Source organism: Microbacterium sp. NPDC089190, from assembly GCF_040701795.1.
Classification (GTDB): domain Bacteria; phylum Actinomycetota; class Actinomycetes; order Actinomycetales; family Microbacteriaceae; genus Microbacterium; species Microbacterium galbum.
This window is the reverse complement of the sequence record NZ_JBFBHF010000001.1, coordinates 1,124,897-1,142,295: the sequence shown is the minus strand read 5'-3', so window position 1 is coordinate 1,142,295 and position 17,399 is coordinate 1,124,897. Positions and strand designations below refer to the sequence as shown.

General features: G+C 71.6%; 15 protein-coding genes. 9 read left to right on the top strand and 6 right to left on the bottom strand.

Annotation, left to right across the window (positions count from 1 at the left end; translation table 11 throughout):
- Nucleotides 1-95: 95 nt before the first annotated feature.
- Nucleotides 96-1,001 (bottom strand): aldose 1-epimerase family protein, encoded by a 906-nt coding sequence (locus AB0230_RS05585; RefSeq protein ID WP_315993811.1) that lies wholly within the window; start codon nt 999-1,001, stop codon nt 96-98.
- Nucleotides 998-1,621 carry an antibiotic biosynthesis monooxygenase gene (locus AB0230_RS05580; protein ID WP_315993810.1) on the bottom strand — a complete coding sequence of 208 codons (624 nt, stop codon included), beginning with the start codon at nt 1,619-1,621 and terminating at the stop codon, nt 998-1,000. The genes AB0230_RS05585 and AB0230_RS05580 overlap by 4 nt, the downstream gene beginning before the upstream one ends.
- Nucleotides 1,622-1,985: 364 nt before the next feature.
- On the opposite strand from AB0230_RS05580, the gene AB0230_RS05575 reads away from it, so the two are divergent.
- The gene (locus AB0230_RS05575; RefSeq protein WP_315993809.1) at nt 1,986-4,184 is read left to right on the top strand and encodes a DEAD/DEAH box helicase; all 2,199 of its coding nucleotides are present in this window, start codon (nt 1,986-1,988) and stop codon (nt 4,182-4,184) included.
- Nucleotides 4,185-4,272: 88 nt separating this feature from the next.
- On the opposite strand, the gene AB0230_RS05570 is transcribed toward AB0230_RS05575, so the two are convergent.
- Nucleotides 4,273-5,376 carry an Rv2578c family radical SAM protein gene (locus AB0230_RS05570; protein ID WP_315993808.1) on the bottom strand — a complete coding sequence of 368 codons (1,104 nt, stop codon included), beginning with the start codon at nt 5,374-5,376 and terminating at the stop codon, nt 4,273-4,275.
- 127 nt (nt 5,377-5,503) lie between these two features.
- Between AB0230_RS05570 and AB0230_RS05565 the strand changes: the two genes are divergently transcribed.
- Nucleotides 5,504-6,196, top strand: a complete 693-nt coding sequence (locus AB0230_RS05565; protein ID WP_366374446.1) for a hypothetical protein — start codon at nt 5,504-5,506, stop codon at nt 6,194-6,196.
- 46 nt (nt 6,197-6,242) lie between these two features.
- On the opposite strand, the gene AB0230_RS05560 is transcribed toward AB0230_RS05565, so the two are convergent.
- A complete protein-coding gene (locus tag AB0230_RS05560; protein ID WP_366374444.1) occupies nt 6,243-8,216 on the bottom strand; it encodes an AAA family ATPase in 1,974 nt (657 codons plus the stop codon).
- Nucleotides 8,217-8,331: 115 nt separating this feature from the next.
- Between AB0230_RS05560 and AB0230_RS05555 the strand changes: the two genes are divergently transcribed.
- Nucleotides 8,332-9,489: a M15 family metallopeptidase gene (locus tag AB0230_RS05555; RefSeq protein ID WP_315993805.1), complete on the top strand. Its 1,158-nt coding sequence runs from the start codon at nt 8,332-8,334 to the stop codon at nt 9,487-9,489.
- Between the two features lie 88 nt (nt 9,490-9,577).
- On the opposite strand, the gene AB0230_RS05550 is transcribed toward AB0230_RS05555, so the two are convergent.
- Nucleotides 9,578-10,600, bottom strand: coding sequence for a pirin family protein (locus AB0230_RS05550; protein ID WP_363387537.1), 1,023 nt, complete (start codon nt 10,598-10,600; stop codon nt 9,578-9,580).
- Nucleotides 10,597-10,908 (bottom strand): GNAT family N-acetyltransferase, encoded by a 312-nt coding sequence (locus tag AB0230_RS05545; protein ID WP_315993803.1) that lies wholly within the window; start codon nt 10,906-10,908, stop codon nt 10,597-10,599. Before AB0230_RS05545 ends, AB0230_RS05550 begins: the two co-directional genes overlap by 4 nt.
- Nucleotides 10,909-11,097: 189 nt before the next feature.
- On the opposite strand from AB0230_RS05545, the gene AB0230_RS05540 reads away from it, so the two are divergent.
- From AB0230_RS05540 to AB0230_RS05515, 6 genes are read left to right on the top strand one after another with little or no spacing between them, the layout of a single operon-like run.
- Nucleotides 11,098-13,362 carry a carbon starvation CstA family protein gene (locus AB0230_RS05540; RefSeq protein ID WP_366374441.1) on the top strand — a complete coding sequence of 755 codons (2,265 nt, stop codon included), beginning with the start codon at nt 11,098-11,100 and terminating at the stop codon, nt 13,360-13,362.
- 11 nt (nt 13,363-13,373) lie between these two features.
- Nucleotides 13,374-13,610, top strand: coding sequence for a YbdD/YjiX family protein (locus AB0230_RS05535; RefSeq protein ID WP_315993801.1), 237 nt, complete (start codon nt 13,374-13,376; stop codon nt 13,608-13,610).
- A gap of 13 nt (nt 13,611-13,623) precedes the next feature.
- Nucleotides 13,624-14,796, top strand: coding sequence for a histidine kinase (locus tag AB0230_RS05530; protein ID WP_366374439.1), 1,173 nt, complete (start codon nt 13,624-13,626; stop codon nt 14,794-14,796).
- Entirely contained in the window at nt 14,793-15,497 is a 705-nt protein-coding gene (locus tag AB0230_RS05525; protein ID WP_363387526.1) for a LytTR family DNA-binding domain-containing protein, read from the top strand. Before AB0230_RS05530 ends, AB0230_RS05525 begins: the two co-directional genes overlap by 4 nt.
- Nucleotides 15,498-15,540: 43 nt before the next feature.
- Nucleotides 15,541-15,933, top strand: a complete 393-nt coding sequence (locus AB0230_RS05520; protein ID WP_366374437.1) for a heavy metal transporter — start codon at nt 15,541-15,543, stop codon at nt 15,931-15,933.
- Nucleotides 15,930-17,384 (top strand): cation acetate symporter, encoded by a 1,455-nt coding sequence (locus AB0230_RS05515; protein WP_363577700.1) that lies wholly within the window; start codon nt 15,930-15,932, stop codon nt 17,382-17,384. The genes AB0230_RS05520 and AB0230_RS05515 overlap by 4 nt, the downstream gene beginning before the upstream one ends.
- Nucleotides 17,385-17,399: the final 15 nt, after the last annotated feature.

Genomic DNA, 17,399 nt, shown 5'->3' with positions numbered 1-17,399 from the left:
TATCGTTCGCGTCGCCCAAATAGGTACGGGGTTGTCCCAGCTTTCCCCAGGTCATATGCGAGATTTCATGTCCCCCAAATGGGGGACAAGGACATCTATGCCGAGAAGCGAACTCCCCATTCCCGGTGGAGAATGTCTCCCGGTTCGAGCCGTTCGAGATCGTCCCCCGTGGCGAAAGCGTTCGCGGGCGCCGTCATCGGCTCGATCGCGACGGCGAGGGAGTGGCCGGGGTAGCGGTCGGTCGTGAACACCTGCGCCCAGCGGAACCCCTCGTCCTGCCAGAGCTCGACGCGAGCCCCGTCGGGCGCGGTCAGGGTGTGGTGCGCGAGGCCCTCGGCATCCCTGTCCAGGCCTCGATAGCCGTTGTCGAGAGCGGCGTCGCCCAGGCGCACGCCCGCGCGCAAATCGGTGCCCGCACCCACGGGGACCTCGTCGACGGGGATGTTGCGGTCGTCGAGGACGAGCGTCGTCGTGCCGGTGGAACGGACCACGAGGTCGGCGGTGGGAACCCCGCCGATCTGCAGGTAGGGGTGCACGCCCAGCGCGACGGGAGCGGCCGTCGCTCCGACGTTCTCGATGTCGTGGGCGACGTGGAGTCCGTCGTTCCGGAGGGAGAAGGTCACACGGGTGCGCAGGTGGAACGGATAGCCGGTCTGCGGGACGACGTCGGCTCCGAGCACGAGTCGTTCGTCGGACTGCTCGATCGGCTCGTACGCGCCGAAGCGCAGCAGGCCGTGGCTCGCGTTGCCGAACTTCGGCTCGCTGATCGCCAGCTGCAGGTCGGCGCCGTCGAAGGAGTACCGGCCGTCGCGGATGCGGTTCGGCCACGGGACGAGGACGACCCCGGATGCCGCGGGCGTCGGCACGTCATCGGGGTAGCGGGGCACGAGGTCGACGCCGTCGACGGTGAGCGCGCGCAGAGCGGCGCCGACCTGGGCGATCTCGGCGGAGGAGTGCGCGCCGCGCAGGTGGAAGCGCCGGCCGGTGGGATCAGCGGTCATGACGAGGCCTTTCGGGAGCGGGGCGGACGCTGCAACCACGGACGGAGCAGCCGGGTGACCCACGGCAAGACGGCGTAGGTCATGACGGGGGTGAGCATGAGGGTGGTGGCGAGCACGCGCAGGGGCAGGGGGATCTCGGCGAACCCCGGGACGAAGCCCAGCAACCACGACGCGAGGAGGTTCGTGGGGAAGAACCCGACCCAGATCGTCACGGCCTGCTTCCACCGAGGGGGAGCGGGGGGCACCGGCTGCTGCACGGGGGAGGTCGTGGCATCCGTCGGGGCGAGGACCGAGCCGAACGCGGCGTCGAACCACCCCTCGATGCCGGTGCGCCGCTCGGTGCGCTCCTCGCGCGCGAACGGGCGCCCGGAGTCGAGCCACCATTCACGCTGCGAGGAGGTCTCCCACTGCTCGAGCGTGGTGATGTCGCGGAAGCGGTACAGCATGTACCAGAGGTCGCTGTCCTCGCCCGCGCGCACCCAGCCCGAGCCGAGGAAGCCCGGGAACGCGGTCGCGAGGTCGGTGCCGGCCTGCATCCAGGAGGTCGCTTCGGCGGTGCGCGTCGGGTCGATGCGCCGCTCGATCGCCACCGTGATGGGGTGGGCGTCGGTGTCTGCCATGCGTCCATCTTCGGTCCTGTCGGCGCTTCCGTCGGCACCGGCCGTGACGAGAACAGGCGATGTCGCGAGAACAGGGGGCTCTCCGCCGAATCGGCCTGTTCCGGTGGCATCCCCTGTTCTCGTCGCACGCGGCGACCCGGGGCGTGGATGCCATTCCCAGGCGCGGGCTGTAACGTGGGGCGGTCGGCTCTGGACACCGCGTGTGATGCGCGGATGGGTTTGTGAGTCCAAGGGGCCGATGGACAGGACGCGATCGCGGCCTCGACCATCATCAGTGAATGGCCCCCGGCCGACGACAGTCCGGGTATCTCACCGCCACGAGCGGTGTCGCTGTTTCGCGCGAACAGAACCCAGGAAGTCCCCCATGCCCAAGAACAAGAAGCCCGCCGGCGGTCGCGCCGCGAAGAACTTCGAGCCGCGCTACGGCGCCAAGACCTCGTTCCAGGACCGCAAGCGTCGTCCCGGTGCCGAGGGCCCCGTCAAGCCCGGCAGCAAGAGCCCCAACCACCGCGGCTACCGCGCCGAGACCGAGGCCGCCCCCGACAAGCGCCGGTGGAGCGCATCGGATCGTGCCGGCCGCGACGAGGCCCGTGGCATCCGCCAGTCCGCTCGCGACGACCGTCCCGCCCGTTCGTTCGACGACCGTCCCGCGCGTTCGTTCGACCGGAACGACCGCCCCGCCCGGTCCTTCGACCGGAACGAGCGTCCCGCCCGGTCCTTCGACCGGAACGAGCGCCCGGCGCGTTCGTTCGATGGTGACGAGCGTCCGCGTCGTGACGCGGGTGAGCGCCCGGCCCGTTCCTTCGACCGGAACGACCGTCCGGCGCGTTCGTTCGATCGCAATGACCGTCCGGCGCGTTCGTTCGATCGTGACGAGCGTCCGCGTCGTGACGCGGGTGAGCGCCCGGCCCGTTCCTTCGACCGGAACGAGCGTCCCGCGCGTTCGTTCGACCGTGACGACCGTCCGGCGCGGTCCTTCGATCGCAACGACCGTCCCGCGCGTTCGTTCGACCGGAACGACCGTCCCGCGCGGTCCTTCGACCGGAACGACCGTCCGGCGCGTTCGTTCGACCGCAACGATCGCCCGGCGCGTTCGTTCGATCGGGACGACCGTCCCCGTCGTGACGCCGGTGAGCGTCCAGCGCGTTCCTTCGACCGCAACGATCGTCCCGCGCGGTCGTTCGACCGTGACGAGCGCCCCCGTCGCGACTTCGGCGACCGCCCCGCCCGTTCGTTCGACGAGCGTCCGCGTCGCGCCGACGGCCCGAGCCGCTCGGATTGGAACGCCAGCCCGAAGCGCTCGGCCGAGCACGAGCAGCGCGTCGACGTCGTGCACGAGCGACTGCAGGCCGAAGCGGTGGATGCCGCGACCGTGACCGGCGCCGGCTTCGCCGAGCTGGGTCTCGGCGACAACATCGTCCGCGCTCTCGCGGGCCTCGGTGCCGACAAGCCGTTCCCGATCCAGGCCGCGACCGTGGCGCCGATCCTCGAGGGACGCGACGTTCTGGCCCGTGGCCGCACCGGCTCGGGCAAGACCATCGCCTTCGGCGCGCCGCTCGTCGAGAGCATCCTGCGCGCCCAGGCCGGTCAGCGTCGTGAGTTCGGTCGCGCGCCGAAGGCGCTCATCCTCGCGCCGACCCGCGAGCTCGCCCTGCAGATCGACCGCACGGTGCAGGTCATCGCCCGCAGCGTGGGGCTCTTCACCACGCAGATCTACGGCGGCGTCCCTCAGGCGCGTCAGGTCGGTGCGCTGAAGAAGGGCGTCGACATCATCATCGGCACCCCGGGTCGCATCGAAGACCTGCTCAACCAGGGCAAGCTCGATCTCTCGCAGGTGCAGGTCGCCGTGCTCGACGAGGCCGATCACATGTGCGAGCTCGGCTTCCTCGAGCCCGTGCAGCGCATTCTGCGCGCCACCGCGAAGGGCAGCCAGAAGCTGCTGTTCTCGGCCACGCTCGACCGCGAGGTCGCGGCCCTGGTCGACGAGTTCCTCGTCGAGCCGGCCGTCTACGAGGTCGCCGGTGAAGACCAGGACTCGAGCACGATCGAGCACCGCGTGCTCGTGATCGAGCACCGCGACAAGGCGCAGATCCTCGACTCGCTCGTCGATCGCGAGGGCAAGACGCTCGTGTTCGCCCGCACCCGGGCCTACGCCGAGATGCTCGCCGAGCAGTTCGACGACGCCGGTATCGCCGCCGTCGCGCTGCACGGCGACCTGAACCAGCAGAAGCGCACGCGCAACCTCGAGAAGCTCACCTCGGGTCGCGTCAACGTGCTCGTGGCCACCGACGTCGCCGCTCGCGGCATCCACGTCGACGACATCGATCTGGTCATCCAGGCCGACGCCCCCGACGAGTACAAGACGTACCTGCACCGTTCGGGCCGCACCGGCCGCGCCGGTCGCAGCGGCACGGTGGTGACGCTCATCACGCGTCAGCGTCAGCGCCGGATGACCGAGCTGCTCGACCGTGCGGAGATCGAGGCGCCGTTCGAGCCGACGCAGCTGGGCGACGACGTGCTCGAGGAGATCTCGGGTCGTCAGCTCTCCGACGTCACGTCGTAATCCGTCACACCGGTAAGCCCCCGTTCGCGTTCGCGCGGCGGGGGCTTTCCCGTTGCCGTCGGTGGCCGCGACGTCCCGGCCTTCGCCGTCAGAACAGCCTCGGCTCGCTCGCCGGCGCGACCTGGGGGCGAGGGGATGCCGGGCCCCGGGTCGTGCGAACCGGCCCCAGGCTGCTGGTGGCCGGGGTGCGGGCCGCGAGTCCCGGTTGTGGGCGACCACGTGGGTGGTCGTCTTCGTCCCACCCGTCGAGTCGGTGCAGGCGCAACAGTGGGCGGAGGCGCTTGCCGAGCCACGTGCGGTACGCCTTGGGTGCGGTGACCGAGACGCCGGGATAGAGGCCGCGGTAGGACGACACGAGGTGCGGGTGCTCGCGTTCGAGCCACGCGAAGAACCACTGCTTGGCGCCCGGGCGCAGGTGCAGCGCGCCGTAGACCACCCTCGCGGCGCCGGCCGCACGCAGGCGGGCGAGGGCGTCGTCGAGCGCCGGGATCGAGTCGGTGAGGTGGGGGAGGATCGGCATGAGGAACACCGTCACGCGGAATCCCGCCGCCGTCGCGGTGCGCACCGTCTCGAGGCGCGCCTCGGCGCTGGGGGTCCCCGGCTCGATCGAGTGCTGAAGAGCGTCGTCGAAGACGGCGATCGACATCGCGAGCGAGACCTTCACCTGCTGGGCGGCGTCCGCCAGCAGCGGCAGATCGCGCCGCAGAAGCGTGCCCTTCGTGAGGATCGAGAAGGGTGTTCCGGTGTCGGTGAGGGCACCGACGATGTCGGGCATCAGGCGGTAACGCCCCTCGGCCCGCTGATAGGGGTCGGTGTTCGTGCCGAGCATGACCGGTTCGCGCGCCCAGGATCCGCGCTGCAACTCGGTCCGCAGAACGTCGGGGACGTTGACCTTCACCACGATCTGCGAGTCGAAATCGGCGCCGGAGTCGAGGTCGAGATACTCGTGCGTCTTGCGGGCGAAGCAGTACGAGCACGCATGGCTGCAGCCGCGGTACGGATTCACCGTCCAGTCGAACGGCATGGCCGACGCGCCGGGCACGCGGTTCAGGGCGGTCTTGCACAGCACCTCGTGGAACGTCATCCCCGCGAACTCGGGGGTCGTGACCGACCGGACGAGACCGTCGATGCGCTCCATGCCGGGCAGCGCCGCCGTGTCGTCGACGCCCAACTGCTGACCCTGCCACCTCATGCGAACAGTCGAACACATGTTCTACCCAGAAGCAAGGCCGACCTCTCCACATGCGTCCGCATGCACGAACCGCGAACCGCTACTGTGGCTGCGAAGCCCGCCCCGCGCGGGTGGACAGGGGGCGGACATGGATGCGGACCGGCACGTGTGGGGGCACACGCTCGTGAACGGGTCCGCGCGCCGGGTGGAGTCGCTGCATCCCTTCTTCGTGGTGCGGCATCCCACCCTGTCGGGATGGATCTGGCTCGGCGTCGCGGTGGTGCTGCTCGTGGTCTGCGAGATCTGGGTGGAAGACGAGACCGCCGGCGTCGTCCTCTCGCTGCTCGGCGCCCTGCCGTCGCTCGGCGCAACGCTGCTGGTGCTCGCGCAGACGCCGCGCACGCATCTCGCGTACGAGGAGTCCATCCTCGGTCACTTCTTCGCGCGGTTCTTCGCGGTCCTCGGCGCGCTGATCCTGTGGGTCGGCTCCGTCGTCCTCGGCGCGGCGGTCGCGGTGCAGCTGGCCGAGGACACCGGGGCCGATCCCGAGAAAGCGTGGGTCGAGGCCTTCGAGATCTTCGGTGCGGTCGTGCCGTTCATCGTCGCGATGCTCTGGGCCGTGCTCGTCTTCCGCTGCGTCGGTTACATCGCGCGCCTGCGCGGGTGGGCGGGCGTACCCGAGCGCCATCGGATCCCCGACGAGTTCCTCACCGAGCTGCCGCACACCCGGCGCGTCGTCATCGGGCTCGCGCACCCCTCGCTCCTGTTGGTCGCGGGAGTGCTGAGCATCGTGGTCGCCCTCTTCGCGGCGGCCGAGGTCGCATCCAGCGGCATCGCCTGACGCGCGGCGCGCCAGTGTCGCGGCGGGACGAGCGGTCGCAACCACCTCAGTCGGGCAGACGGGCCGCGATGAACCGCAGGGCCTCTGCGCCCGCCGTGAAGGACTCCTCTTGTTCGCGTCGTACATGGTCGGGCAGGTCGGGCTCCGCCAGGATCCCGCGCGTCACGCGCTGCCCGCCCGCGAGGATCTCCACCAAGAACTCCTCGTCCCCATCCGCCAGCGACACCGGCAATTCCGCGTCGTCGAGCGGCCACCCGCTGGGAGCGAGGGGGCCGGGATGCCGCGCGGCCGCCGCGCTGCCGGCAGCTTGAAGCCGTTCCGTGCGGGCCGCGATGACCGGGTCGCCGCCGACGCGTTCGACGGAGCCGGTGTTGCCGAGCTCGGCGTAGACGGTGTGCCAGACGGGCATCGGGAAGCTCAGCTCGTGGGTCGGCTCCGAGGTGTCGACGAGCGGGTCTTCGACCTCCTGGTCGAACGCGATCGAACCGACCGTGTCGTCGCCGACGGTGTCGAGGGCGACCCAGTGGCCGTCGGTCTCGTCGTGGTAGCCGATCTCCCCCGAGGGCGACACCTGCATCGAGGGGCCGCCGGGGCGCGGAACGAAGGGGGTCTCGGTGGCGATGTACGCAGAGGGGGACGGTGGAGGGGTTTCGGGCCGTGCCCCCAGGAGCACGCGCGTCAGAGCGGCTCCCGAGTCGAGGAGCTCGTCGAGGGCCGCCGTCAGATCGTCATCGGTCGGTGCCTCCTCGCCCCGGACGGCGGCGCGGAGCACGGTGCCGCGCAGCAGCTCCTTTGCGAACGAGCCCGTCGTGCCCTGCGCGCGGTCGGCTGCGGCCTCGATCGCCTCCGCCGACAGCGGCAGACCCTGGGCGTAGCGACGGAACAGTCGGCGTCGGTCGGCGTCGTCGGGGAGCGGGATCTCGACGCCGAGGTCGACGCGACCCGGTCGGGCGGCGAGAGCCTCCTCGAGGATCTGCACGTGATTGGTGGTCATGACGAAGGCGATGTCGGCATCCGGTTCCAACCCGTCCAGGGCGTCGAGCACGTCGAAGAGCACGGGCTCGGGCGAGAAGCCGCGATCGGCCGCCACCAGGTCGATGTCTTCGAGCACGACGAGGGCGGGGGCGAAGGTGCGCGCGATCTCGGCCGCCGCGGTGATGAAGCGGATGCTCGATCCGGTGAGCACGACGGCCGTCGTCTCCGGCGTGCGGGCGAGCAGGTGGCGCACCGTGAGCGTCTTGCCGGTGCCGGGAGGACCGTAGAGCAGGACGCCGCGCTTGAGGTGCTGTCCGGCGGAGCGCAGGGCCTCGCGGTGGTCGCCGATACCCACGACGTGATCGACAATCCGCTGCAGAACCCCCTCGCCGAGCACGATGTCGTCGGCGCCGACCTCGGGGCGGGGCAGGAAGGTGGCCCCGGCCTCGTGCCCGTACTCGGTCGGCACGAACGACAGCACGTGGCCGCGCAGCACGCTGCGCTCGATCATCAGTCGTCGGATCTCCGCGAGCGCCGCCGCCGTGGCATCCGGATCCGCGCCGATCACTTCGAGCTGGGGCTGCGACGGCATCGACCGCGGGTTCGCCGAGCGCTGCACGATCACGAGCGGGTGACCGTCGAAGGCGAGCAGCCGCACGCCGAACGAGACGACCCGCCGCTGGGCGGTGGCGCTCACGTCGCGCGACTCGTACGACACCGGTCCGGGAGCGAAGTGCGAGTAGGGGCCCGCGAACAGCTCGGATGCCGACACGTGCAACCGCTGCTCGCCCCCGGTCACGCCGATGAGGCGTCCGCCGCCGCGTTCGGTGAGCTCATCCAGGGCGATGTCGGCGTCGACGTAGCGGTGCGCCGACAGGGTCTCGGTGGTGACCGGGAGTGTGGTGACGTCCACGCCGAGATGAGCGCTCAGCTCCTCGCCGAGCGGGGTGCGCTCACCTGCCCTGTCGTCGGCGACGACGCGGTTCACGGTCTCGAGGTAGCGGCTCATGGCGCGCATGAGTGCGCGGTCGTCGTCGTCGAGCATGGTCCCCCCGGTCGGCTCACGGTGTCCCCAGACTGCCGGGCCGACGTGAGTCGGGCAACCTCCGGCCTGCCACGGGTCGACCGCAGCGGGCGTCCGGGAGACAATGGACGCAGTGATGTCCCCCGATCCCGAGCTCTCTCCCCGCCGCGCCGCGCGCGCGGAGGCCGAGCGACTCGCGACGGCGGCTGTATCGGTGGCCCCGGCGCCCATCACCCGACGCCAGTTGCGGGAAGCGGCGACCGGTGCCCTCGCGCTCCCGGCGCGGCCCGACGAACCGGCCGCGACGCCGCGGGGCGCGACGAGAGGTCGGCTCCCCGACCTCTTCGCCCCCCTGCCGCTCCGGCGCCGGCGGCGCCTCGCGCTCGTCGCCGGGGCGGCGGTCGCGGTGCTGGTGGGTGCCGTGGTGGTGGGGGCCGCGACGCTCGGGCGCAGCGCGGATGCCGAGGGCTCGGCCGCGGCGGACGCCTCCGTCGTGTCGGCTGCGGTCGCCGGTCCCCCCGCCGTCCCCGACGACGGGCTGCCGGTTCCGCAGGTCGCCGCCGTCGCCGCGACCGCCACCCCGTGCGACGACCCGGCCTTCACCACTGCCCTCTCGCAGGGCGACGACACCGCCGCGATCGCCGCTGCGGGCGGTGGGGCGGCGTTCCGCTCCGCGGTGGCATCCGGACTCGCCCCCTGCGTCTCGCTCAGCGACCCGGATCGCGAGTGGCTCGTCGTCAACAAGCAGCGCCCGCTCGATCCGCTCGACTACTACCCGGGTGACCTCGTCATGCCGTCGAACGTGCGCGCTCTGGAGCAGTCGGCCCTGCGCGCCGCTCCCGCCGAAGCCCTCAGCGCGATGGTCCGCGCGGCCTCCGACGCGGGGGTGGGCGAGATCGGCTATCTGAGCGCCTTCCGCTCCTACTCCACGCAGCAGTCCACGTACGCCGGTCGGGTCGCCGTGGGCGGCGTGGCCGAGGCCGATCGCGAGAGCGCACGCCCGGGGTTCAGCGAGCACCAGACCGGAAAGGCCGTCGACATCGTGCCGTGCAACGGCTCTTGCGCGACGCTCGACGACGTGGCGGCGTCGGCGCAGGGCGCCTGGGTGCGGGAGCATGCCTGGGAGTTCGGCTTCATCACGCGTTATGCCGAGGGACGCGAGGATGTCAGCGGCTACGAGCCCGAGGCCTGGCACCTGCGTTTCATCGGGCCGGAGCTCGCCCAGGCGTACCACGACGGCGGATACACCACCCTCGAGGAGTTCTTCGGGCTCCCGGCGGCGCCGACGTACTGAGCGTCGTTCAAGCGGCGTCCCGACGCTGCGAAGATGCGCGCGGCTCCGCCGTCCCGCCCCCTGCGCACGGCCTCCGTCGAGCGGGCCGTCAGACCCGGCGTCGTCGCGCGGTGAGGCGCACCCCGGGCAGGGGCGGCGCGGGGATGCGCTCGGGTCCGTGGTCGACGACCTCGCCGAACCGGGAAGAGCGGGCCTCCCACGCCTCGCGTGCCTCGGCGATCTCGTCGTGCGAGCGGCCGACGAAGTTCCACCACATCACGATGTCGGCCTCGAAGGGCTCCCCGCCCAGCAGGAAGACCCGGGCGCCCTCGTCGCTGCGCAGCTCCAGGTGGTCGCGTCCGGTGCCGAGGTAGACCAGCCGCGTGTGATCGACGGATGCCGTCGACCCGGGCTCGATCGCGGGCGCCGGTCGTCTCGAGGCGTCGGCGTCGACGGCATCCACCCCCGTCGTCGCTTCGGCGGCGCCGACCATGCCGGAGACGGCGTACTCCCACGTGGGGTCCAAGGGGATCCGCACGGTGGCACCGGCGGCCAGGCGCAGCTCCGCGCCGACGATCGGCGTGTGCACGGTCGCCGGCGACGAGACTCCGCCCAGTTCGCCCATCACGACGACCGCGTCGGATCCGTCGCCCAGGTCGAGCACGGGCAGGTCCTCGTGGCGCTCGAAGGCGGGGGCGCCGTGCCGACGCGACTCGGGCAGGGCCACCCACAGCTGCAGCGCGTCGAGAGGGATCGGTCCCTCGCCCACCGAGTACTCCGAGTGCGCGATGCCCGCGCCGCTGGTCATGAGGTTCAGGGCGCCGGGCCGCACGACGACGTCGCTGCCCACGGCATCCCGGTGCCGCACCTCGCCCACGATCGGCCAGGTGACCGTCTGCAGGCCGATGTGGGGGTGCGGTTCGACGCGCATGAGGGTCTGCTGCGGACCGAACCGGTCGAGGAAGCACCACGCGCCGACCATCGGCAGCGAGCGGTGCGGGAGGGTGCGATGCACCTCCATGCCGCGCACGCCGCCCAGCGGCACCTCGCGCGCCTCGACCACGAGCGCGCGCGGCCCGTCGCACTCGACCGGGCCCTCCGCCTCGGGCGGGGCGACGTCGAGGCGGGTCACGACGCCTCGTCGGCGCCCTCGGGCCACTCGACCGAGAGGCCGTCGACGTCGTGCTCGCCGAGGTAGTGCGCGACGAACGGGCACGAGGGGATGACGGTGTCGCCGCGGCGCGCGAGGTCGGACAGTGCCTCGCCGGCGAGCTTCGAGCCGAGACCCTTCCCCTTGAAGGCCGGGTCGATCTCGGTGTGGGGGAGCTCGACGCGGTCACCGGCGGGCTCGAACTCCAGGAACCCCCCGAGCTCGTCTCCGACGTGGATCTCGTAGCGGTGCGCCTCGTCGTTGCGGGTCACGGTCAGTTCGTCGGCCATGGGGTCTCCTGTCGTCGGTGCTCACAGCAACGTATGCGCTGGCATGGATGTTCCGCCATCCCTGGACACGCCGCGCCGCTCGTCGCACCGTTCGCGCCGCTCACCGCACGATCGACGGATGCCGCGGGCGTCGGGGCACGGCATCCGCTTAGTGTCGGCGAGTCCGCAGCGCCGCGAACAGGAGGCATCATGAGCGCATCCGTCGACGACGACGTCGTCACCGACCCGAACCTTCCGCCCGTCGCGGTCCCGCCCGACAAGCTCGAGAGCCGGTGGACCCCGGCGAAGATCGCCCTGTGGATCGGGATCGCCCTGCTGGGCGGCCTCGGCTGGACGATGCTCGCGATCGTGCGCGGGGAGACCGTCAATGCGATCTGGTTCGTGTTCGCCGCCGTCTGCACGTACCTCATCGGCTACCGCTTCTACTCGAAGGTCATCGAGCGCTACATCACGCGCCCCGACGACCGCCGCGCGACCCCCGCCGAGCGGAAGGCCGACGGCAAGGACTTCGTCCCCACCGACCGCCGCGTGCTCTACGGCCACCACTTCGCCGCCATCGCGGGCGCCGGTCCCCTCGTCGGCCCCGTGCTCGCGGCCCAGATGGGCTACCTCCCGGGCACGATCTGGATCATCGTCGGCGTGATCCTCGCCGGTGCGGTGCAGGACTACCTCGTGCTGTTCTTCTCCATGCGCCGGGGCGGCCGCACGATCGGCCAGATGGCCCGCGACGAGCTCGGGAAGATCGGCGGGACCGCCGCGATCCTCGCGAGCCTGCTCATCATGCTGATCATCGTCGCGATCCTCGCCCTCGTCGTCGTGAACGCCCTCGGCGAGAGCCCGTGGGGCGTGTTCAGCGTGTCGATGACGATCCCGATCGCGCTGTTCATGGGCCTGTACCTGCGCTACATCCGCCCGGGCCGCATCACCGAGATCTCGATCATCGGCTTCGTGCTCCTCATCGGGGCGATCGTCGCCGGCGGCTGGGTGGCCTCGACCGAGTGGGGCTACGCGGCCTTCCACCTCGACCGCTCCGTCATCGCGTGGGGCGTCATCATCTACGGCTTCGTCGCCGCGGTGCTGCCGGTCTGGCTGCTGCTCGCTCCCCGCGACTATCTCTCCACCTTCATGAAGGTCGGCGTGATCGTGATGCTCGCCGGCGCCATCGTGCTCGTGCGCCCCGAGATCTCGGTCCCCGCGTTCAGCGAGTTCGCCGGTGGCCAGACGGGCCCGGTGTTCAGCGGCCCGATCTTCCCGTTCCTCTTCGTCACGATCGCCTGCGGCGCGCTGAGCGGTTTCCACGCCCTCATCGCTTCGGGAACGACCCCGAAGCTCGTCGAGAAGGAGCGCCAGACGCGCTTCATCGGCTACGGCGGAATGCTCATGGAGTCGTTCGTCGCGATCATGGCGCTCGTCGCCGCCCTCTCGATCGACCGCGGCATCTACTTCGCCATGAACTCCTCGCCTGCCGCCACCCTCGGCACCGTCGAGGGCGCCGTCGCCTTCGTGAACGGACTGGGCCTGGCCGGGGTGAACCTCACGCCCGACATGCTCACCTCCACCGCCGCAGCGGTGGGTGAGACCTCGATCGTCTCGCGCACGGGCGGCGCCCCGACTCTCGCGCTCGGCCTCGCGCACATCATGCAGCAGGCCCTCGGCGGTCAGGCGATGATGGCCTTCTGGTACCACTTCGCCATCATGTTCGAGGCGCTGTTCATCCTCACGGCGGTGGATGCCGGAACCCGCGTGGCCCGCTTCATGCTCCAGGACTCGATCGGCACCGTCATCCCGAAGTTCAAGGACCTCTCGTGGCGGCCCGGAGCCTGGATCTGCACCGCGATCATGGTCGCGGGCTGGGGCTCGATCCTCATCCTCGGCGTGACCGATCCGCTCGGCGGCATCAACACGTTCTTCCCGCTGTTCGGCATCGCCAACCAGTTGCTCGCCGCGATCGCGCTCGCCGTGGTGCTCGCGATCGTCGCCAAGCGCGGCCGCTCGTACTTCCGCTGGTTGTGGATCGTGGCCGTGCCGCTGGCGTTCGCCGCGGTCGTGACGATCACGGCATCCATGTACAAGATCTTCTCGCCGGTCCCGGCGGTCGGGTACTGGGCCAACCACTTCGCGTTCCGCGGGGCGCTGGCCGAGGGCAAGACCGAATTCGGCACCGCCAAGAGCGTCGCCGCCATGGAGGCCGTCGTCCGCAACACCTTCGTGCAGGGCGTGCTTTCGGTGATCTTCGTCACGCTCGCGATCGTCGTGATCGTCATGGCCGTGATCGTGACGGCGAAGGCTCTGCGCGCCGGGGGAGGGGAGAACCTCGAAGACGCGCCGGTTCCGTCGCGCCGCTTCGCCGCGGCGGGCTTCCTCGCCACGAAGGAGGAGCGCGCCATCGAGAAGCAGTGGGAGGCCCTCCCGGCCGACCACCCCGACCGTCCGACCGCGTCGTCGCACCATTGAGGCCGTCGATCATGGACCGCACGGATGCCACTGCCCCCGGCCCCCGCGAGAGCATGGGCACCCGCTTCGCGCGGGTGGGCCGTGGCATCCGGTGGTACGTGACGACCCTCATGGGCGATCGCGCCTACGACGTCTACGTGCGTCACCTCCGAGCGCACCACCCTCAGGCGCAGCCGCTCACGGAGCGGCAGTTCTGGCGTCAGCGATCCGACGAGCAGGACCGCAACCCCGGCGCCCGCTGCTGCTGAGTAGGCTGCCAGGATGCTCGACGCACCGTTGCTCGCGGGCGCCGTGGGTGTCGTGGTCGGCGCGGTCCTGACCCTGGCGCTCGTGTCGGCCCGGCGCTTCGCGCGCGGCTCACGCGATCTCGGCAGCGACGTCGACCGCGCCACGCACCGCACCCTGCACGTCGCCGCGGCCGCCGCGGCGGCGCTGCGCGGCGGCCGCGACGAGCCCGACGCCGAGCGTGCGGCCACGCACCTGCGCGCGCTGCTCGGAGCGGATGCCGTGGCGATCGTCGAATCGGGGGGCGACCGGGTGGCGCTCGACGGATCCGAGGCGCTGGCGACCTCCGCGCGCCGCATCGCCGCACGGGTGTACGACACGGGACGTCGGCAGGTGTTCTCCGAGGAGGGCGGGTCGGCGGTGGGCGCGCCCATCGTCGTCGACGGACGGGTGTGGGGAGCGGTCGTCGCGTTCGCCGACCAGGCGCGAGGCCCGCTCGTGCGCGCGACCGGTGACGTCGCCGACTGGTGCGCGGCCCAGATCGAGCTCGCCGGTCTCGACGCGTCGCGGGCGGCGTTGGCCGAGGCGGAACTGCGGGCGCTGCGCGCGCAGATCAGCCCGCACTTCATCTACAACGCCCTGACCGCGATCGCGTCGTTCATCTCGACCGACCCGCCGCGGGCGCGCGATCTCGTGCTCGAGTTCGCCGACTTCACGCGGTACTCGTTCCGTCGGCAGGGGGAGTTCACGACGCTGTCGGAGGAACTGCGCAGCATCCACTCCTACCTGGAACTGGAACGGGCGCGCTTCGGCGAGCGGCTCACCGTGCGGCTACGCATCGCCCCCGAGACCCTGGCGACCGTCATCCCGTTCCTCTCCGTGCAGCCCCTCGTCGAGAACGCCGTTCGGCACGGGCTCGAACCCGGTGAGGGCGGAGGAGTGCTCACCGTGACCTCGATCGACGACGGCACGCACACCGAGGTGATCGTCGACGACGACGGGGTGGGGATGGATCCGCACGAGCTGGCGGCGCTGCTCGACCTCGACGCGCCGTCGACGCACGTGGGGCTGCGCAACGTCGACGCGCGTCTGCGCCAGCTGTACGGGCCCGCGGGCGGCCTCGTGGTCGAGACGAACGTCGGCTCGGGCACCTCGGTGCGTCTGCGCGTGCCCAAATCGCAGCCGCTGCACGAGACGGCGCACGCGTGAGCGTCGAGGTGCTCGTCGCCGACGACGAGGCTCCGGCGCTGCGCGAGCTCGCGGCGCTGCTGTCAGCCGACCCCCGCGTCGACGTGGTGCACACGGCGAGTGGCGGCGCGGAGGCGCTGCAGGTGCTCGAGCGGGGAGGAGTGGCGGTGGCCTTCCTCGACATCCACATGCCCGGGATCTCCGGATTCGACCTCGCGCGAGCCCTCGCGGGGCTGCGCGTGCGCCCGGCGGTGGTGTTCGTCACAGCCGACGACTCCGGAGCGGTGCGGGCCTTCGACCTCGAAGCGGTGGATTACGTGCTCAAGCCCGTCCGCGTGGAACGGCTGTCCCGCGCGCTCGGGCGAGCCCTCGCCACCGGAGTGGGCGCCGATGCGGCGGACGACGAGACGATCCCCGTCACGGTGGGCTCCGCGACGCGGTGGGTGCGACGGGCCGAGGTGCGCTGGGTGCAGGCCAACGGCGATTACTCGCGGCTGTACACCCCGACCGGCGATCACCTGGTGCGCGTGACCCTCTCGGAGCTCGCCGACCGCTGGGCCGACGCGGGTTTCGTGCGCGTGCACCGGTCGTACCTCGTCCATCGCGACGCGGTGCGGGAGGTACGTCTGTCGGGAACGGCCCCCACGGTCCTGCTGGGCGACATCGAGCTCCCCGTCAGCCGCCGCCTCGTCGCGGCCGTGCGGGAGGCGATGCGGCGATGAGGGCGCAACCGGTCGCGGAGGAGCGACGGGAACGGCGGATGCCATGAGTCCCGACCCCCGTCCGTTGCCGCGCGTGCGGGTCACGGCATCCACCGCCGGTCGTGTCGCCCGGCCGCTCACGCGCGGGTTCGCGCTCCCGGGGCGCGTGGCAGACGAGGCCGACGCGGTGTTCTCGCGCGGTCTCGTGCGCGCGCAGCTCCGCCTCGCTCTCGCGTGCGCGACGTCGTTCGTGGTGATGGCCGCGGCGCTGACGGGGGCCATCGCGGCCCTGCCCGCGCTCGGAGACCCGGTGCTGTGGGCGGTCCCCCTGTCGTGGCTGCTGCACGCCTACGGCTTCTATCCGCTGATCCTTGTTTTCGCCGTCATCTATGCGCGCGCCGCAGCGCGCAACGAACGGCGTTATCGGCAGCTCACCGACCCCGGGGAGGCCGGATGAACCCGGTGTTCGATCTGACGGCGGTCGGTCTGCTCGTCGTGGTCACCGCGGTCCTCGGGTTCGCCGGAATCCGCACCTCGCGCACCCGCAGCGACTTCTTCGTCGCCTCGCGCAGCGTCGGGAGCGTGTGGAACGCGTCGGCCATCAGCGGCGAGTACCTGTCGGCGGGCACGTTCCTGGGACTCGCGGGGCTCGTGCTGCTCTCGGGGGCGGAGGGCTTCTGGTTCCCCATCGGCTACGCCGCCGGCTATCTGCTGGTGCTGCTGTTCGTCGCGGCTCCCCTCCGCCGCAGCGGCGCCTACACGATCCCCGACTTCGTCGAGGCGCGCCTGGAGTCCCGCACCGTCAGACGGGTCACCAGCATCGTCGTCCTCGTGATCGGGTGGCTCTACATCGTGCCGCAGCTGCACGGGGCGGCGCTCGCGCTGGGCGTCGTGGCCGACGTCCCCCCGTGGACCGGCGGGGTCGTCGTCGCGGTGCTGGTGGCGGCGATCGTCGCCGCGGGAGGGATGCGGGCGATCACCGCGGTGCAGGCGTTTCAGTACTGGCTCAAACTCACGGCGCTGCTCGTACCCGCGGTGTTCCTGCTCGCTGCCCTGTCGGGCGGCGGCCGCGACATCGACCCGGTGCAGGTCTTCCCCGTCGAGAGTGGACCGGGGGCGCTCGACGTGTACGCCACCGCGTCGCTGCTGCTGGCCCTGCTGTTGGGCACGATCGGCCTGCCGCATGTGCTCGTGCGGTTCTACACCAGCCCCGACGGGGCGTCGGCGCGGCGCACGACGGTGGTCGTCATCGTGCTCATCGGGGCGTTCTACGCGGTGTCGTCGACCATGGGGCTCATCTCTCGCGTCGTCGCCCCCGATCTCGCGCTCCCCGGGCTGGCGGATACGGTCGTGCTCGCCCTGCCCTCGCGCCTGTTCCCGGGGCTCGTCGGGGAGCTGCTCACGGCCCTGCTCGTCGCGGGCGCGTTCGCGGCGTTCCTGGCGACCTCGTCGGGGATCGTCGTCTCGCTCGCCGGGGTGGTGAGCCAGGATCTCTTCGGCGGCGGGGTCAGGTCGTTCCGTCTGTCGGCGGTGCTGTGCACCCTGGTGCCGCTCGCCGTCGCGCTGCTGACCGAGCCGGCCGGCCTGGTCGCGAGCGTCGGTCTCGTGTTCGTCTTCGCGGCGTCGACGTTGTCGCCGGTGCTGCTGCTCGGGGTGTGGTGGTCGCGCTTGACCGCGCGCGGGGCGGTCGCGGGCATGATCGTGGGCGCCGTGTCGTGCGGCGCGGCTCTGGTGGCGGGCGGGATGCTCCGCGGCGCGGGCGGGTGGGCGGTGGTGTTCGCGCAGCCCGCGGCGTGGGCGATCCCGCTCACCACCGCGGTCATCGTCGGCGTGTCGCTGAGCGACCGCGGGGGCGTGCCGGTGCGCGTGGAGCGCTACCTCGCCCGGTTGCACACGCCCGATGCGTGAGGCCCAGGGCGGATG

What these genes read in the sequence shown, in the direction of transcription:
- AB0230_RS05585 (WP_315993811.1), bottom strand. Translation starts at nt 1,001, where the DNA reads ATGACCGCTGATCCCACCGGCCGGCGCTTCCACCTGCGCGGCGCGCAC.
- AB0230_RS05580 (WP_315993810.1), bottom strand. Translation starts at nt 1,621, where the DNA reads ATGGCAGACACCGACGCCCACCCCATCACGGTGGCGATCGAGCGGCGC.
- AB0230_RS05575 (WP_315993809.1), top strand. Translation starts at nt 1,986, where the DNA reads ATGCCCAAGAACAAGAAGCCCGCCGGCGGTCGCGCCGCGAAGAACTTC.
- AB0230_RS05570 (WP_315993808.1), bottom strand. Translation starts at nt 5,376, where the DNA reads ATGAGGTGGCAGGGTCAGCAGTTGGGCGTCGACGACACGGCGGCGCTG.
- AB0230_RS05565 (WP_366374446.1), top strand. Translation starts at nt 5,504, where the DNA reads ATGGATGCGGACCGGCACGTGTGGGGGCACACGCTCGTGAACGGGTCC.
- AB0230_RS05560 (WP_366374444.1), bottom strand. Translation starts at nt 8,216, where the DNA reads ATGCTCGACGACGACGACCGCGCACTCATGCGCGCCATGAGCCGCTAC.
- AB0230_RS05555 (WP_315993805.1), top strand. Translation starts at nt 8,332, where the DNA reads ATGTCCCCCGATCCCGAGCTCTCTCCCCGCCGCGCCGCGCGCGCGGAG.
- AB0230_RS05545 (WP_315993803.1), bottom strand. Translation starts at nt 10,908, where the DNA reads ATGGCCGACGAACTGACCGTGACCCGCAACGACGAGGCGCACCGCTAC.
- AB0230_RS05540 (WP_366374441.1), top strand. Translation starts at nt 11,098, where the DNA reads ATGAGCGCATCCGTCGACGACGACGTCGTCACCGACCCGAACCTTCCG.
- AB0230_RS05535 (WP_315993801.1), top strand. Translation starts at nt 13,374, where the DNA reads ATGGACCGCACGGATGCCACTGCCCCCGGCCCCCGCGAGAGCATGGGC.
- AB0230_RS05530 (WP_366374439.1), top strand. Translation starts at nt 13,624, where the DNA reads ATGCTCGACGCACCGTTGCTCGCGGGCGCCGTGGGTGTCGTGGTCGGC.
- AB0230_RS05520 (WP_366374437.1), top strand. Translation starts at nt 15,541, where the DNA reads ATGAGTCCCGACCCCCGTCCGTTGCCGCGCGTGCGGGTCACGGCATCC.
- AB0230_RS05515 (WP_363577700.1), top strand. Translation starts at nt 15,930, where the DNA reads ATGAACCCGGTGTTCGATCTGACGGCGGTCGGTCTGCTCGTCGTGGTC.